This is a genomic window from Rhizobium sp. 10N427 (assembly GCF_056394605.1).
The window spans coordinates 33,083-49,751 of sequence record NZ_JBFTID010000004.1 but is presented as its reverse complement, the minus strand read 5'-3'; the positions used below and the strand labels follow the sequence as shown (position 1 = coordinate 49,751).

Sequence of the window (16,669 nt, the reverse complement as noted above, 5' to 3'; positions counted from 1 at the left end):
GTTCGGCGCGCCAATTCGGGAGATGAGAAATGCCGGTTTTGCTAGAAGTATGCGTGGATAGCGCCAAGGGGCTTGCCGCGGCGATCGAAGGCGGCGCCAACCGCATCGAGCTCTGCTCTGCTCTCGAGCTCGGCGGGTTGACGCCCGTTGCAGGCATGATGAATGCTGCAGCCGCAGCGCCGATCCCTGTTTACGCGATGATCCGCCCGCATGCCGGGCCATTCATCTTCGATGCGGCCGACGAGGCGTCGATGATGGCGGATATCGATGCCGTCAGAGCTTTCGGCCTCGCAGGTGTCGTCATCGGCGCCAACCGGCCGGACGGCACGCTCGACATGCCGCTCATCCATCGCCTCAAGACTCATGCGGCAGGTCTGGGCTCCACGCTGCACCGCGCCTTCGATCTGGTTCCGGATGCCGATGAGGCGCTTGAACAGGCCGTCGAACTCGGTTGCGAGCGCATCCTGACATCAGGCTGCGTGCCGAAGGCCATGGACGGTCTTGAAACCCTGAAGCGGCTTTCGGCCAAGGCCGCTGGCCGCATCTCGATCATGCCGGGCAGCGGCGTGCGCCCGTCCAATGCAGCCGAAATCCTGCGTGCTACCGGCGCCCGGGAAATTCACGGCTCCTGCAACTCGGCGGTGGCCAGCATGGACCCGCGCGCGGTCGCCTTCGGCTTCGAAGCGCCAAGCTCGAACCAGACTGATGTGTCTATCGTCCGCCAGATGCGTCAGGTCATCGACGCGGTCTGATCAACCGGCGACATTGATGACGGCCTTGATCAGGCCACTCTTCTCATGCGCCCAGCGGGCGAGATCGCGTGGCGCGTCCGCGAGCGTCGTGCGGTGGGTGATCAGCTTATCGACCGGCACGAGGCCCTTGGCGATCGAATCCGCCACATGTTCGAAATCGATCTGCGTCGCGTTACGGCTGCCGATCACCATCATTTCGCGCTTGTGGAACTCAGGATCGGAGAAGCGGATATCGTCCTTGACGACGCTGACCAGCACCAGCGCGCCGCCATGGGCGACGAAGGAGAAGGCCTTTTCCATCGACGGACCGTAGCCGGTGGCGTCGAAGACGACGTCGAAACCATCGCCATCTGTTGCAGCCTTCACTGCATCGGCGGTTGCCTCGTTCGCGACGATGCCCGACTGGAAGCCGAAACGATCGGCGGCCATCCGCAGACGCTCGGCGCTGGTATCGAGCAGCGTCACCTCATGACCGGCGATACGGGAGAAGATGGCCGCCCCGAGCCCGATCGGGCCGGCACCGATGACGAGCGAGCGCGAACCGGCGGCTGCCATCGATCGGCGAACGGCATGCGCGCCGATCGCCAGAAACTCGACGGTCGCTGCCGCTTCGAGGCTGAGGCCCTTGGCAGCGTAGAGATTGCCGGCGGGCACCGTGATCTCTTCGCAGAAGGCACCATCGGTATGGACGCCGAGAACCTTGATGTTGGTGCAGCAGTTCGGCTTGTCCTTCCGGCAGGCAACGCAGGTGCCGCAGGAAAGGTAAGGATTGACGATCACAGGCGTTCCAACCGCCATCGCCAAGCCGTCGCCGGTCTCGGCGACGGTGGCCGATATCTCATGCCCCATGACGCGCGGATATTCGAGAAACGGATGCTTGCCTTCGAAGATATGATAGTCCGTACCGCAGATGCCGACATGGCTGACCGCCAGCCGCACCCAGCCGGGAGCGGGCGTGCCGGGGGAAGGGCGCTCGACGATTTCGAGCACACCGGGCTTCTGGCAAAGCACTGCTTTCATCTTGTTTCTCGCATTCAGAAGTGAAGAAGCCGGTCGATGACCGGCTTCGCTTTTCGTCTCAGACGCTCCGGCGGCGGCGCAACTGGTCGAAGTAGACGATCACGATGATCAGAAGACCGGTGATGATGCGCTGCCAGAAGGAGTTGACGTTGAGCAGGTTCGCGCCGTTGTTGATGGTCGCCAGAATGAAGGCGCCGATCAGCGGGCCGTGGACGGAGCCGACCGCACCGAAGAGCGACGTGCCGCCGATGACCGAGGAAGCAATCGCCTGCAGCTCCCAGCCGTCCGCCTGTGTCGCGTTGCCGATGGCGATACGCGAGGCCAGCAGCACGCCGACGAAGGCGGCGAAGGTGGCCGAGAGAATATAGGCGAGGAAGATCATCCGGTTGACATTGACGCCGGAAAGGCGCGCGGCTTCGGCATTCGAGCCGACCGCGAAGAGATAGCGGCCCCAGCGGCTGAGATGCAGGAACACGAAGCTCGGCACGGCGACGAGGATAACCATCCAGAACAGGCTTGGAATGCCGAGGAAGTCGGCGCGGGCAAAGTTCGAGAAGTCCTCGTTGACGATATTGATCGACGAGCCGTTGGTGATCAAAAGGCCGATACCGCGCAACGATGTCAGCGTTGCCAGCGTGATGATGAAAGGCGGCAGGCCCATCTTGACGATACCGAAGCCGTGAAAGGTGCCAATCAGCACGCCAAACAGCAGGGTGAGCAGGATAGCCGCCCAGACCGGGACGCCCGCCTGCAGAAGCCAGGCGATGATGACCCCGGCAAAGCCGACGATGGCGCCCACCGACAGGTCGATACCCGCCGTGATGATCACGAAGGTCTGCCCGAGCGCCAGGATGGCCGTCATCGATCCCTGCCGCAGCAGGTTGCTGATGTTCAGGGGCGTCCAGAAGCTGGCGGTGAAAATTCCGAGCATCAGCCAGAGGAAGAGCAGCAGACCGATCAGCGTCAGGCCGAACAGAATGTTGACCTTGCGGCGTGGCGGCGGAGGCGCAATTTCGGTGGGGGTTGCAGTCACTGTTCTCTCTCCCTCTTATTCTTCTTGCTCAGACGCCAATCGCTTCGCCAAGCACTTCTTCATGCGACGCTGCGTGGAAATCATGGCTGGCAACAAGCTTGCCGCCGCGGAACACATGCAGCCGGTCCGCAAGCTCGTAGACTTCAGGCAGGTAGGAGGAGATCAGGATGATACCCGCGCCTTCCTTCAATAGCTTGGCAAAGAGCCGGTAGATTTCCGCTTTGGTGCCGACATCGACGCCGACAGTCGGCTCGTCGAAGATGAACAGCCGCGCGCCATGGCTCAGCCATTTGCCGATGACGATCTTCTGCTGGTTGCCGCCGGACATGCTGGATGCATTCACGCGGCGGCTCGGCGTCTTGATGCTGAGATCGCGGATCTGCTTGTCGGCGTTCGCTGTCTCGACGGTATGATTGATGACGGGTCCGCTGCTCAGCCGCTTGAAGACAGGCAGGTTGATATTGAGGCCGATCGGCAGGTTGAGGCAGAGCCCCTGGTCGCGGCGGCTTTCCGGCGCCAGCGCGATGCCGAGATCCATGGCCGCGCGCTCGTTCTTGATGTCGACCTTCTTGCCCATCCAGTGAATTTCACCTGATGTGGTCTTTTCCCGGCCGTAGAGCCCGAGTGCGAATTCGCTGCGGCCGGCGCCGATGAGGCCGTAGAGGCCGACGATCTGTCCCGCCTTGACGCTCAGCGATATGTCTTCGAAACCCGGGCCGGAGAGGCCGCGGACTTCGACGATCGTCTCGCCGATCGCAATCTCTTCCTTGTGATAGATCTGCTCGATCGAGCGGTTGATCATCAGCGCGATCAACTCGTTCTCGTTGGTCTCGCCGATCAGCCGGGTGCCGACATGGGTTCCGTCGCGCAGCACCGAAACCCGGTCTGCGAGCTCGAACACTTCTTCCATGCGGTGGCTGATATAGACGATCGTCACGCCTTCGGCCTGCAGCCTGCGGATCAGCTTGAAGAGCTGGGCCGATTCCTGGCGCGTCAGATAGGCCGTCGGTTCGTCGAAGATCAGGAACTGCGTGCCGCGCATTGCGGCCCGCGCGGTGGCGACAAGCTGCTGCTGGCCAATGGTCAGATCACTGAGCAGGGCATTGGCTGGCAGTCCGAAGCCGAGGTCGTCGAGCACGGTCTGGGCCATGTTGACCATCTGCTTCTTGCGCATCAGGCCGAACTGATTGACCTCGTCGCCGAGGAAGAGGTTGGCAGCAACAGTCAGGTGGGGGCAAAGAACCACTTCCTGGTGAACGGCATTGATACCGCGGGCGATCGCCTCGTTCGGCGAAGACAGACCGACGGGGTGGCCGCACCAGAGAATTTCACCCGCCGTGCGGGTGATGACCCCAGTCAGAAGCTTGATGAGGGTGGATTTTCCGGCACCGTTTTCGCCGACGATCGCGTGAATTTCACCGGCCAGGAATGTCACTGTCGCTGGTTTCAGCGCCTGGACGTAGCCGTAATTCTTCTGCAATCCCTTGAGTTCCAGGATGGGCGAACCTGCCGGAATACGGCTTGCCTCTTTCAGCGTGGCACTGTCATCGTGGCGATGACTGACCTCTTCCAGTCCGTCCATGGACCTCTCCTCCCATATGCGAATTCCTGTTTCTCCACCCAGGTTCCGCGCTCCCACGCGGACGATAACACAGGTGAAGAAAAGGCCGCGCGGAATTTCTTACGCGCGGCCCCGACTGAAGATTACTTGATCTTCGGGTTCAGAAGAGCGTCGATCTTCGGCTCTGCCATGTTGGCCTTGGTGACCAGGTTGGCGCCGGTATCCACGTTCTGTTCGACCTTCTCACCCTTGGAGACGGCGAGCGCGGTCTTGATGCCGTCGTAACCCATGCGATAGGGGTCCTGCACCACGAGACCGGCCAGTGCGCCATCCTTCAGGAAGCCGACGGTCTTGTCGTCGCTGTCGAAGCCGATGACCTTGACCTTGTCGCCGAGCTTGTTTTCAGCAATCGCCTGGCCAACGCCCTGTGCCATGATCAGGTTGGACGCGAAAACGCCAACGATGTTCGGGTTGGCAGTGATGAGGTCGGTCATCATGTTGAGGCCGGTGGTTGCCTGGCCGTCAGCATACTTGTCGGCGATCACCTTCAGGCCCGGATACTTGGTCTTGACCTGATCGAGGAAGCCTTCGCGGCGCTGTTCGAGCGAACCTGCACCGGCAATGCTGGTGATGATGGCGATTTCGCCTTCTTCCTTGCCGGTGGCGCCCTTGATGGCAGCGGCAAGACCGTCGGCAGCGATGCGGCCGCCCTGGGTATTGTCGGTGGTCAGAAACGACTTGAAGGCCTTGGAGTCAGCGCCGGAGTCGATACCGATGATCGGAACGGACTTGGCAGCTTCGTCGATCGGCTTGCCGAGCGCCTTGAATTCGGTCGGCGAGATGACGACAGCGGCCGGCTTGCCGGCAACAGCGTTTTCGAGAATGCTGATCTGGCCGTTGACGTCGGATTCAGACTGCGCGCCGAGTTCCGGCACCTTGACGCCGAGATCGGTACCGGCCTTGCGGGCGCCGGCCAGAACGATCTGCCAGTAGAAGGACGTGGTGTCCTTGACGATGATCGGGATCGTCACTTCGGCAGCGAAGGACGGCATCGGCATTGCCGTTGCGATAAAGGCTGCACCTGCGAGAGCGCTAAACGCCCGGCGGGAAAGGATGGACTTCATGCTCATTGTGGGTTCTCCTCCCAAGTTGCGTTCTCCTCCAGAAAACCAGACCGCTGAACGCAGGCGGACGATTTTTATCGATAAAAAACATTTGCCGGATGAAGCTAGCTGAGGCTTTTTGAAATTGCAAGTGGGGCAATTTCGCCTTTTTCGCTTCCTTCAATCCTCCTTAAGCTGATGTTTTTCCATCAATTCAAAGATACTCTAAAATTGTCGTCAGCCGCGATAGACCTCTTCGGGAAGAACGACGCCCTTCTTCAGGATCAGATTGCCGTAGAGCCGGAATTCGGTGGTCGCGACAATATAGGCGGCCTTGCGCGACCGTTCGTAGAAGGCGAAGCGCTCCAGCGTCGCGATACGGAAGCTGTCACCCGCCTTGCGGTCGACGATCGCCTGGAACTCGGCGCAGACCTCGGGCACCGCTGCCGGGTCACCGACGACTTCCATACGCCATGCACTTTCCGGCACGAAAGTGTCGAGCGGGAAGTGGGTCAGGATTGCTTCGGCCATATCGGTGGCGCTCACGCCGTCGGCGCGGATCATCTCCGGGCCCATGCTGGCGGACGGGAAGTTGGCGTCGGCGATGACGATCTCGTCGCCATGTCCCATTCTGGCGATCGCCAGAAGCAGGTCGGGGCTGAGGACGGGGTGGACACCCTTAAGCATGCGTGGCTCCTACATACGAACGGCATCGCTGCCCAATGGCTTGGCAACGAGCGTTTGGCTTTCGAATTCCGGAAAGATGCTGTCGGGCAGGCGCGGCTCGAAAAGCTGCATGTTGCGCTCGAGGCCGGATGCCCTGGCTGTGCCGATCAGCACCGATGAGACGAATGAATCGCGAAGCGGGAATTGCAGCGCAGGCGCGGCCAAGGGAACGCCGTGGCGCTTGGCGATCTCTTCCATCGCGGTCACCTTGGCAACGACATCAGGCGTCGGCGCCATATAGTCGAAATGCGCGCCAGGGACCGGCCCGGTCGCCAGGATCCCCGAATTGAAGACGCCGCCGACCACAAGGCTCGTGCCCTTCTGCTGGCAGAGCGGAATGAGTTCGGCCACCGCGGAACGGTCGAGCAGCGTATAGCGCCCGGCCATCAGGATCACGTTGATATCGGCATTGCGCATCACGTCGAGGCAAACCGGCACTTCGTTGACACCAAGGCCGAACGCCTTGATCGCGCCGCTCGATTTCAGCTGCTCCAGTGCCTTGATGCCGCTGTCGAGAAACTGCTTCAGGTAGACGGCATTCTTCGCGGCGCCATGCGTATAGCCGCCGATATCGTGCACATAGAGGATGTCGATGCGATTGAGGCCAAGCCGCGCATAGCTGAAATCGACCGAGCGCATGATGCCGTCATAGGAATAGTCATAGTCCGCATCGAAGGAGAGCGGATCGACATAACTGTAATCGGGCACGGTGCCCGTCGGCACCGGCCGCAGCAGACGGCCGACCTTTGTCGACAGCACGTACTCGGCTTCCGGCTTGGCCCGCAGGAAGTCGCCGACAGTGCGCTCGGCGAGGCCGAGGCCATACCAGGGCGCCACGTCAAAATAGCGGATACCGGCATCCCAGGCCGCATCCAGCGTGCCCATTGCCTGCTCGCGCGGGCAGGCGCGGTAGAGGCCGCCGAGAGCTGCAGCACCGAAGCTGATTTCGGTCACCTGCAGATCCGTCTTGCCGATCCTCCTCGTCTTCATCATTCCTCCTCTGAAGACTTGTCTGTCTGTATATTAGAGCGTTGCTCCAAGATGCCACGGCACGAATTCGTTATCGCCGTAGCCGAACTCTTCGCTCTTGGTCTTCTTGCCCGATGCGGTGTTGATGATGAGCTCGAAGATCTCGCGGCCCTTGCCCGAGATCGTCGCGTCACCTGATGCGATCGTGCCGCAGTCGATATCCATGTCCTCTTCCATCGCCGCATAGAGCGCCGAGTTGCTCGACAGCTTCAGCGATGGAGCGGGACGACAGCCGAAGCAGCTGCCGCGTCCCGTCGTGAACGCGATCATGTTGGCGCCGCCCGCGACCTGTCCGGTTGCCGAGACCGGGTCGTAGCCGGGCGTATCCATGAAGACGAGACCCGGCGCCGTGACGCGCTCGGCATAGCCATAGACGGCTGTCAGCGGCGAGCGCCCACCCTTGGCGACGGCGCCAAGCGACTTCTCAAGAATGGTTGTCAGGCCGCCGCGCTTGTTGCCGGGCGAGGGATTGTTGTCGAGCGACGCGCCATGCAGGCCTACATACTTCTCCCACCAGACGATCTTCTCATCGAGCTTCCTGGCCACGTCGTCGCTGACGGCACGGCTGCGCAGTAGATGTTCGGCGCCATAGATTTCCGAGGTTTCCGAGAGAATGGAGGTGCCGCCGGCTGCCGCAAGCAGATCGGCTGCGACTCCGAGCGCCGGATTGGCGGTGATCCCGGAAAAGCCGTCCGAGCCGCCACACTGCAGACCGATGATGATGTCACTGATCGGCAGCGCCACGCGGCGTTCCTTGCCGACATCGGCGGCGATCTCGCGCAGCATGCCCATGGCCCGCTCGACCGCGCGGCGCGAGCCGCCGGCATCCTGAATGTTGAAATGGCGCTTGGTGTCGCCGGCGCCGCTCTGGCCGTAAAGCGTCAGCTGATTGACCTCGCAGCCGAGGCCGATCATCAGCACGCCGCCGAAATTGACGTGGCGCGTATAGCCGGCAAGCGTCCGATGCAGAACGGCCATGCCGTCGCCGGTCGAGCTCATGCCGCAGCCCTGGTCGTGAACGATCGGCACGAAGCCGTCGATACCTTCGTAATGCGGCAGGATCGTCCGGTTTGCTTCGTCTGCAATGGCGCGGCAGACGGTGGTGGAACAGTTCACGCTGGCGATGATGCCGATGTAATTGCGGGTCGCGGAGCGGCCGTCGGCGCGCTTGTAGCCCATGAAGGTGCGGGCCTTGTCTTCGGCAGTCGCCGCTTCCGGCGCGGAATTGGCGGTCGCTGCCAGGCGGTCGTTTTCGAAATGCAGATTGTGGCTGTGGACGTGGTCGCCCGCCTTCACCTCTGAGGTGGTGCGCCCGATCGCCTGGCCATACTTGACAACGGGCGTGCCGAGCGGGATGTCGGCGATCGCAACCTTGTGGCCCGGGTCGATTTTCTGCCGTGCGGCAACGCCGGCAACAATGGCTCCGGGCTCGATGACCGACGTGGCGACGGCGACATTATCTCCGGCCGAAAGGATGAGCCAAGGAAGTTTGTCCAATTGTCTTCTCCCTGAGGAAAACGCTCGCTGCATTGGCGAAATGCGCATTGATTTTGTTTTTTATCTACAATAAACATTTTGAAGTCAACGGGAATATTGTTCCTGTGGACGAGGGAGGCAAACAGCCGCAAGCAATCCAGAATAATATAAGGATTGCAATGGATAAGCCCCCGGCGCACTGGCCGCACGATCGCGTGCAGGGTCTCGGCGCGCGGGAAGGAGCGGGGTGGCATGGCAAGACAGAATACCGTCTTCAAGGAAGCGTACAACAGGTATGCGGCCGCACTGCGTCCGGATGCCGCGCTGCCGTCGGAACCCGAAATTGCCGCCCAGCTGGGCATCAGCCGCAGCACCGCGCGGGCGATCCTGACACGCCTGAGCGACGAGGGGATCATTCGCTGGAACAAGCGTCAGAAGATCGTGCTCAGGGCGCCGACCGCCAAGGATCTCTTCCCCTCCGAGGAAACGGACTCGCTGCACGACATCATCGAGCGCAGCTTCATGCAGCGCATCCTCTCGGATGACGCCGCGCCCGGCATGCAGATCAACGAACTGGAGCTGGCTCGCGAGATTGGCACCGGAACGACAAGCGTTCGCGAATTCCTGATCCGCTTCTCCCGTTTTGGGCTGATCGAGAAGCGCCCGAACAGTCATTGGATATTGAAGGGCTTCACCCGCGAATTCGCGCTGGAACTCGCCGATGTGCGCGAGATGTTCGAGCTGCACTCGGCTGCCGATTTCGGCCGTCTTCCGAAGGACCATGCCGCTTGGCAGCATCTGGCCGTCATCAAGCAGGACCATCTCGATGTGCTTGCCGACATGGATCGCCGCTATAAGGAGTTCTCGGCACTCGACGAGCGCTTCCATCTGCTGATCCACCGCGCTTCGAAGAACCGCTTTATCGCCGATTTCTACGATGCCATCGCCATCGTCTTCCACTATCACTACCAGTGGAACAAGGCGGCGGCCCGCCAGCGCAACGAGCGCGCCATTCACGAACATCTCGATTACATCGCCGCGCTGGAATCCGGCGATCAGGCGCAGATCGATTTCTCGGCCCGCCTGCACCTGCGCTCGGCCCGCCAGACCCTGCTGCAATCGCTGCCGCAGAATCCGGCCGATGTCTGATCCTTAGTGCGATGCCGCTTCGCTGGCGGAAACACTCGTCGTCTTGCGGCGATGATCGCCGACAGGGATGAGCCAGGTCGAAATCAGCGTCATCACCGCCACCACGACAATACCCCAGAAGCTCCAGTGCAATGAAGCATCGAAGATGCCGCGCACAACGCGATCGCCTGCGAGCTCGGTCAATCCGGTCGGCTGGTTCAGGACGTTGTGCAGGTTTTCGGCGGTGTCGCCGCTGGCATAGTGATTGATCCCGGCATTCAGGATCGCCCCGAGCACGGTGGCGCCCAGCGTATTGCCGAGGCTTCGCGCGAAAATGATCGAGGCCGTGGCGCTGCCGCGCATCGACCATTCGACACTGTCTTGCACCAGCGCAATGCTGGTGAGGTTGATGAGGCCCATGCCGAAGCCCATGAAGAACGAGCCTGCACCGGCAACGATCGGCGAGCTGTCAGGCGTCAGGAACAGCAGGAAAAGCGCACCGAACGGAAACAGCAGGCTGCCGAAGCGCAGGGTGTTGCGAATGCCGAAGGCCTTGAACAGCTTGCTCGACATCATCACCGACAGCGGCCACCCGACAACCAGCATGGTCAGCGTGAAACCGGCCACGATCGGCGAGCGGCCAAGCACGCCCTGAATATAGACAGGGAGAATGGTGGAAAGGCCGATCAGCGCCATCCCGGCAAGCAGCATGCAGATATTGCTCGTCGCGACGAGACGCCGGCTCCACAGCGCGATCGAGATGATCGGCTCGGGCGTCCGCTTCTCCTGCCAGAAGAACAGGGCGCCTGAAATGACGAAGACGGCGGCGAGCGAGAGCAGGATCCAGGCGCTGGCATCCGTCTCGGTCAGGATCACCAGCACGGCGATGATGGCAATCGAAAACAGGATCGCGCCGAGATAGTCGATGCTGGCCTCCTTGTGCGCCACGGTCTCCTTCAGGAACAGCGAGAAGGCGATGATCGAGAAGACGCCGATTGGCAGATTGATCCAGAAGATCCACGCCCAGGAAATATTGTCGACGATGACGCCGCCGGCGAGAGGCCCGACCACCGCCGAGGTTGCCCACACCGTTGCCATGATGCCCTGGACACGGCCGCGTTCCTCGAGCTTGAAGAGGTCGCCGATGATCGTCATCGTCACCGGCTGGATGGCGCCTGCGCCGAGGCCTTGCAGCAGGCGGAAGACGATCAGCGAGGTCATCGACCAGGCAAAGCCGCAAAGCAGCGAGCCGATCAGGAACACCACGATGCCGCCGATCAGCACCGGCTTGCGGCCGAAGATGTCGGAGAGCTTGCCGTAGATGACGGTGGTCGTCGATTGCGCCAGCAGGAAGGCCGAAAATACCCAGCTGTAGTAGCTGAAACCGCCGAGCTGGCCGACGATGCGCGGCATGGCGGTCGCCACGATCGTGGCTTCGATCGCCACCATGAAGGTGGCAAACATGATGGTCGCGACAACGAGAACGCGGTTCGAGCGCTGGGCCGTATCAGACATGACTTACCTTTCAGGATGCTTCGCTATGCCGTCATCGAAGGCGGCTCGGCAGAAAGGGGCAAGCGCCGGCGCGAAGTGCTGCTTTGGTTTTTAGGCCCTTGCTGCGGGCTCTGTAAAGCCAATTATCCTTCCGGTTACACAACGCAAAACCGCCGCAGCGATGGTTTCGCTGCGGCGGCCATCGTCAATCCCGTTACTGCCTAGAACGACGCTCCGCGCCAGATCGGGCCGTTGCTCTCTTCGTCCTTCAAGCTGCTCGAGCCGAAGTGATAGCGCATGCCGACGAGGAAGTTGTTGGAGATGTCGCTGTCGCTGCCGAAGTCGTCGACAGTGAGCTTGGCATGCTCGAAGCGGTAGCCCGCATAGAAGGAGACCGGCGTGCCATCCGGCCGGTAGTTGCCGATCGCGGAGATCTTCCAGATATCGGCCGTCTCGACGTCATCCTGATAGCGGTCGAAAGCAGCTTCGAAATCGGCGCGGATATTGTCTGTGAAGAAATAGCGCATCCCGGCACGGCCGGCATAGTGATCATAGTCGAAACCGCCGATATCGGTCGTGCCGAGGCCGGCCTGACCATAGATGGTCATGTCGGTGCCGAGCCATGCGGCTTCCAGGCCGCCGAGATAATCGCGCGCGGTCGTATCCGGCAGGAAGCGCGATTCAAACCGTCCGGTCTGGCCGAAGACGCCGAACGCATAGTTGCCGTCAGGCCGGTAATACACATGCAGCGTACCGCCGATATTGTCGTTCCAGCCGTATTCCTGGAGATAGGAATGCGCATAGTCGGCATCGGCCTGCAGGTTGAGCCCGGTGTCGGAACTCGCATTCATCGATCCGCGCAACCGCCACGAGCGGCTGTCGAGCTCGGTGTCGCGCGATGTGCCGGTCTCGAAGCCCCCTTCGATATATCCGGTAAACCGGCTCGCCGTTGCCGGCACTTTTTCCGGTTCATCGAGCAGAAACTTCGGGATCATCAGATCGTTAGGCGCCAGATCGGCAGCCATCGCCCCGTGAACGCCAACGACCGAAAACGCCGACGCCAAAACCGCGGCAGCCAAACCTTTCATGGAAACTATCCCCCAAATCACAACTGGAGGAAAGGATATCAATCAAGGGTTAACCATGTATTTCAATCATTGCGTAACTATGAAAAAGCTTAACAAAGCCATAGGCTGTGTTTTTAGCGGTATCGAAACGACTGGGAAAAGCAAATGGTGCCGCTTGCAGGACTCGAACCTGCGACCCCATCATTACGAATGATGTGCTCTACCACCTGAGCTAAAGCGGCAATCCGTGCGGCCGAACCAGGCGGCCCGCGATTTGCATGGCGCTGATACAGCCATTGTTTGAAGATTTCAAGCGCCGTCTGGCGGCTTTGGCAAAAAAGACCGGCGCTGTGGAAATCGTGCTAGAGGCTGAGGCGGGCGCGGGCGGCACGGTATTCGCTGTCGAGGCGATCGACGAGCTTGGCAACCGGCTCGACAGCCTTGATGGCGCCGATGCCCTGGCCGCTGCCCCATATATCCTTCCAGGCCTTGGCGCCGCCGACTGCCTGTTCGAAATCCATCTTCGAGGGATCGGCGATAGGCAGGTTGTCGGGGTCGAGGCCTGCGGATTTCACCGATGGCTTCAGATAATTGCCATGCACGCCGGTAAAATAGTTCGAATAGACGATATCGTTGGCCGCCCCGTCGACGATTGCCTGCTTGTAGGCGTCGCTCGCTCGGGCCTCCTCGGTGGCGATGAAGGGGGTGCCGATATAGGCCATGTCGGCGCCCATCGCCTCGGCCGCCAGGATCGCCCCGCCATTGGCGATGGCGCCGGCAAGCAGCAACGGGCCATCGAACCATTCACGGATTTCCTGGATGAGGGCGAAGGGCGACAGCGTGCCGGCATGGCCGCCGGCGCCGGCGGCGACCGCAATCAGCCCGTCGGCACCCTTGCGGATCGCCGAGTTGGCGTGGCGGTTGTTGATGACGTCATGCAGCACGATGCCGCCATAAGAATGCACGGCGGCATTTACCTCCGGCACGGCGCCGAGCGAGGAGATGACGACGGGCACCTTGTATTTCACGCAGAGCATCAGGTCGTGCTCCAGCCGCTTGTTCGACATATGGACGATCTGGTTGACCGCAAACGGCGCCGCCGGCCGGTCCGGATTTGCGGCATTGTGGGCGGCAAGATCCTCGGTGATCATCGCCAGCCATTCGTCGAGCTGGCTTGCCGGGCGGGCGTTGAGCGCCGGAAACGCGCCGATGACGCCTGCCCTGCATTGCGCCAGTGTCAGGGCCGGATGCGAGATGATGAAGAGCGGCGAGGCCACCACCGGCAGTCGCAGGTTCTTCGTCAGGATTTCGGGCAGGGCCATGAGGTCACCATGAATTGACGTTTACGGAAGCGTCAATTTGATAACAGAGTTCCATTGCGCCGAAAAGGCCACCCAACTGGGCAGGCTACCGATTTTGCGATTTTCGGATATTCTGAAAGGCGGCGTTTTCCCCTGCCGATCGGCCGGGCGGCGTGCCGGAGGCTTGCGGTTTGGCGCTGTTGCCGCTACCGGATTTTGTTAGGTATTTGTAAAGATTTGAGCGGAATGCCGGTTTCAAGAGTGAAGGATCGCACGTGAGCGGATTAGAAACGGCCATCAGAACGGCGCTTGGCAATTCCGATCGCGACAATCCAGAGATCCGCGCCAGAATCTATCAGTCCGCGCGCCAGGCGCTGGAGGCAGGGCTGCGCAAGCAGGACGTCACGGATCGCGAGGCCATCGCCCATCACCGTCACCGGCTGGAAGCCACGATCCACATGATCGAGGCCGAGGAGCGTGAGCGCATGCATCCGCGCCAGGGGCCGCCGGAAGTGCCGGTGCCGCCGGTCGTCGAAGTGCCCGAACCCTATCATCATGAAGCCCCGTCGCCCGAGGCGGCCGCGCCGGAACTGGCAGGCGAGACCCGCCATGCCGAAGAGCCGCGCAGCGCATATGACGATGCGAGCCTGGACGGCGTGCATGCCGGTGCTGCCGATCACCTGGGTGCTGCACCCGCTGCGGAGGAAGCCTTTGCCGCCGAACCACGTCCGGCGGCCAAGGCTGCGGCTCCCGGCAATATGGATTTCCGCCCGGAAGGGGCGGCCAAGCGCCGAAAGCCGCGCAAGTTTTTCTCCAGGCTTCTGGTCTGGTGCGTGCTGATCGCATTTATCGGCATGGGGGCCTGGTGGGCGCATAAGTCAGGCCTGCTGCTGACGGCCGCGGAGCGCGATACCAGCGTTGCCAATCCGCCTGCCAGCACCCAGCCTGAGGATTTCGACGGCAGCCAGAACGAGACGGCAGATAATTCCGGCAGCCACACCGACGAGCCTGTAACCATCGACCCGCAGAACAGCTTCTCGCCCGAATGGATCGAGGTCTTCAAGCCATCCGATGCCAACAAGATCGCCAATGGTGCACAGGCGCATACGGAAAACGTGACGGAGAACGACGCGGCCGCAGTCCGGCTGATTTCGCAGAGCAACGGCGCCGACGGCAATATCGGCATCACCGTACCCGCCGCCGTGTTGCAGCAGCTCGCCGGAAAGTCGTCCACCATCGCCATCACCCTGCAATCGACCACCGACGAGCCGACGCAGATCACCGTCGAATGCGATTTCCAGACGCTTGGGAACTGCGCCCGTCACCGTTTCAGTGTCACGCGGGAAAAGTCGGATGCGCTGCTGCAGGTCAGGTTCGACCGTTCTCTGGCGCCGAGCTCTGATGGCAAGCTGCTGATCAACAGCGATGTCGATGGCAGGGCTCGCGGGATCAATCTCTACGCGGTGCGTATCCTGCCCGGGCAATAAGCGGCTCGATCAGCTGCCGGCGGGTGCCTGGCTGAGCAGGATCGAGAGGTCCTGCGGCGTATCCTCGACGATGCCGTCGAAGCCGCAGCTTTCACGAACGATCTGCGCCGGTGCATCGTTGGAAAGCCGCAGGCCGACGATCACGTTGGTATAGCCGTCCCAGATCTGCGGCGCCGGCTTGTATTTCCGTTCCCAGCGCGCCTCGATGATTTGGCGCTCGACGCTCTTGCCGGTGAGCACCTGCTCAATCTCAAGACGGAAGAGCGCGTCCTTCTGCTCTGGGCGGCTCTGGTAGCCGACGACTTTCGCCCTGACGATCGTATCTGAGCGATAGAGCACGCTGTAATCGACATCCTGCAGCAGCACGCAGGCATGTGCCTGTGCGGCGAGTCCAAGTACCGTCAAGAATCCGCCGATTGCCGCTGCAGTCTGCATTAATCCATCCTATTTCAGAAAGCCGGGACCCGAGCCGATGATCTTCTCGTCGAGTTCGCCGAGCGCGCTCTTGTCCTTGCCGTCGTAGTCCATCGTCTTCAGCATGTGGCGAAGCAGGTTGATCCGTGCTCTCCGCTTGTCGTTGGCGCGGATGACGGTCCAAGGCGCGAATTCGGTATGCGTCGCTTTCAGCATCCGGTCGCGCTTGTCGCTGTAGTCGCCCCATTTCGTCAGTGCCGCGATATCCATGGACGATAGCTTCCAAACCTTGAGTGGGTCGTGTCTGCGGTCATGAAAGCGCTTGAGCTGCATTTCGCGGCCGATATCCAGATAGAATTTGAAGAAATGAATGCCTTCGTGGGCAATCACCTTCTCAAGCTGCGGCGCCTGTTCCAGGAAATCCTCGTACTGCTTTGGTGTGCAGAACCCCATGACCGGTTCGACCCCGGCGCGGTTATACCAGGAGCGGTCGAAGAGCACGAATTCGCCCGCGGTGGGGAACTGGCTGATATAGCGCTGGAAATACCATTGTCCGGCTTCGCGTTCGGTCGGCTTCGCCAGCGCGACGACGCGGGCGAGGCGTGGGTTCATGCGGGCAGACGATGCGGAAATCGCGCCCCCCTTGCCGGCGGCATCCCGGCCCTCGAACAGCGCCATCACCCGCTTGCCGGTCGCCTGCAGCCAGAACTGCACCTTGACCAGTTCGATTTGCAGCTTCTCGAGGTCTTCGAGATAGTCTTCTTCATTCAGCTTCTTCTTGTAGGGAAAGTCGCCGGATTCGAGCGCGTTGTCGCTGATCCAATCGGGCAGGACCGGATCATCAACATCGAAGACACGCTTCTTGCCCCTGATCTCCAGTTCGACTGCGCGGCTTTCGACATCCTCGCCCATGATTTCCTCCAGCAACGTCGGCTTTCGAGCAGGCGATCATATTTCGTGTGAAAAATCAAATCTCTCGGGGAATTCAGAAAAAGCTGTGTGTTTCCACGGCTTGTTTCGTGGCTGGTGGCCGCAGCCGAAAACTTCTGTCATGAATCAGCGCTATTAGGCAAAGTTT

15 protein-coding genes and 1 tRNA gene are annotated in these 16,669 nt (G+C 61.1%); 3 read left to right on the top strand and 13 right to left on the bottom strand.

Annotation, left to right across the window (positions count from 1 at the left end; all coding sequences use genetic code 11):
- Positions 1–29 precede the first annotated feature (29 nt).
- Positions 30–752: a copper homeostasis protein CutC gene (locus AC1DIJ_RS09975; RefSeq protein WP_112385331.1), complete on the top strand. Its 723-nt coding sequence runs from the start codon at positions 30–32 to the stop codon at positions 750–752.
- On the opposite strand, the gene AC1DIJ_RS09970 is transcribed toward AC1DIJ_RS09975, so the two are convergent.
- From AC1DIJ_RS09970 to AC1DIJ_RS09940, 7 genes are all read right to left on the bottom strand, one after another.
- Positions 753–1,772, bottom strand: a complete 1,020-nt coding sequence (locus AC1DIJ_RS09970) for a zinc-binding alcohol dehydrogenase family protein (protein WP_112385332.1) — start codon at positions 1,770–1,772, stop codon at positions 753–755.
- Between the two features lie 58 nt (positions 1,773–1,830).
- Positions 1,831–2,805, bottom strand: a complete 975-nt coding sequence (locus AC1DIJ_RS09965; protein ID WP_112385333.1) for an ABC transporter permease — start codon at positions 2,803–2,805, stop codon at positions 1,831–1,833.
- 28 nt (positions 2,806–2,833) lie between these two features.
- Positions 2,834–4,387: a sugar ABC transporter ATP-binding protein gene (locus AC1DIJ_RS09960; protein ID WP_112385334.1), complete on the bottom strand. Its 1,554-nt coding sequence runs from the start codon at positions 4,385–4,387 to the stop codon at positions 2,834–2,836.
- Positions 4,388–4,509: 122 nt separating this feature from the next.
- Entirely contained in the window at positions 4,510–5,496 is a 987-nt protein-coding gene (locus tag AC1DIJ_RS09955) for an ABC transporter substrate-binding protein (RefSeq protein WP_112385335.1), read from the bottom strand.
- Positions 5,497–5,706: 210 nt separating this feature from the next.
- A complete protein-coding gene (locus AC1DIJ_RS09950; protein WP_112385336.1) occupies positions 5,707–6,156 on the bottom strand; it encodes an RbsD/FucU domain-containing protein in 450 nt (149 codons plus the stop codon).
- Positions 6,157–6,165: 9 nt separating this feature from the next.
- The gene (locus AC1DIJ_RS09945; RefSeq protein WP_112385337.1) at positions 6,166–7,185 is read right to left on the bottom strand and encodes an aldo/keto reductase; all 1,020 of its coding nucleotides are present in this window, start codon (positions 7,183–7,185) and stop codon (positions 6,166–6,168) included.
- Between the two features lie 33 nt (positions 7,186–7,218).
- Positions 7,219–8,721 (bottom strand): altronate dehydratase family protein, encoded by a 1,503-nt coding sequence (locus AC1DIJ_RS09940; protein WP_112385338.1) that lies wholly within the window; start codon positions 8,719–8,721, stop codon positions 7,219–7,221.
- 231 nt (positions 8,722–8,952) lie between these two features.
- Here AC1DIJ_RS09940 and AC1DIJ_RS09935 point away from each other — a divergent pair, with 231 nt between their 5' ends.
- Positions 8,953–9,849: a GntR family transcriptional regulator gene (locus AC1DIJ_RS09935; RefSeq protein WP_112385339.1), complete on the top strand. Its 897-nt coding sequence runs from the start codon at positions 8,953–8,955 to the stop codon at positions 9,847–9,849.
- Between the two features lie 3 nt (positions 9,850–9,852).
- Here AC1DIJ_RS09935 and AC1DIJ_RS09930 read toward each other — a convergent pair whose 3' ends face one another.
- From AC1DIJ_RS09930 to AC1DIJ_RS09915, 4 genes are all read right to left on the bottom strand, one after another.
- The gene (locus AC1DIJ_RS09930; RefSeq protein WP_112385340.1) at positions 9,853–11,343 is read right to left on the bottom strand and encodes an MDR family MFS transporter; all 1,491 of its coding nucleotides are present in this window, start codon (positions 11,341–11,343) and stop codon (positions 9,853–9,855) included.
- Between the two features lie 200 nt (positions 11,344–11,543).
- Positions 11,544–12,410, bottom strand: coding sequence for a hypothetical protein (locus AC1DIJ_RS09925; protein ID WP_112385342.1), 867 nt, complete (start codon positions 12,408–12,410; stop codon positions 11,544–11,546).
- A 145-nt stretch (positions 12,411–12,555) separates the two neighbouring features.
- A tRNA-Thr gene (locus AC1DIJ_RS09920) sits at positions 12,556–12,631 on the bottom strand.
- Positions 12,632–12,751: 120 nt separating this feature from the next.
- Entirely contained in the window at positions 12,752–13,711 is a 960-nt protein-coding gene (locus AC1DIJ_RS09915) for an NAD(P)H-dependent flavin oxidoreductase (RefSeq protein ID WP_112385343.1), read from the bottom strand.
- A 254-nt stretch (positions 13,712–13,965) separates the two neighbouring features.
- On the opposite strand from AC1DIJ_RS09915, the gene AC1DIJ_RS09910 reads away from it, so the two are divergent.
- Positions 13,966–15,177 carry a regulator gene (locus AC1DIJ_RS09910; protein WP_112385344.1) on the top strand — a complete coding sequence of 404 codons (1,212 nt, stop codon included), beginning with the start codon at positions 13,966–13,968 and terminating at the stop codon, positions 15,175–15,177.
- Between the two features lie 9 nt (positions 15,178–15,186).
- Here the strand turns inward: AC1DIJ_RS09910 and AC1DIJ_RS09905 are convergent, their stop codons facing one another.
- Together AC1DIJ_RS09905 and ppk2 are read right to left on the bottom strand one after the other, a co-directional pair.
- Positions 15,187–15,612 (bottom strand): hypothetical protein, encoded by a 426-nt coding sequence (locus AC1DIJ_RS09905; RefSeq protein ID WP_112385345.1) that lies wholly within the window; start codon positions 15,610–15,612, stop codon positions 15,187–15,189.
- 9 nt (positions 15,613–15,621) lie between these two features.
- Positions 15,622–16,503 carry a polyphosphate kinase 2 gene (gene ppk2 / locus AC1DIJ_RS09900; RefSeq protein WP_112385346.1) on the bottom strand — a complete coding sequence of 294 codons (882 nt, stop codon included), beginning with the start codon at positions 16,501–16,503 and terminating at the stop codon, positions 15,622–15,624.
- Positions 16,504–16,669: the final 166 nt, after the last annotated feature.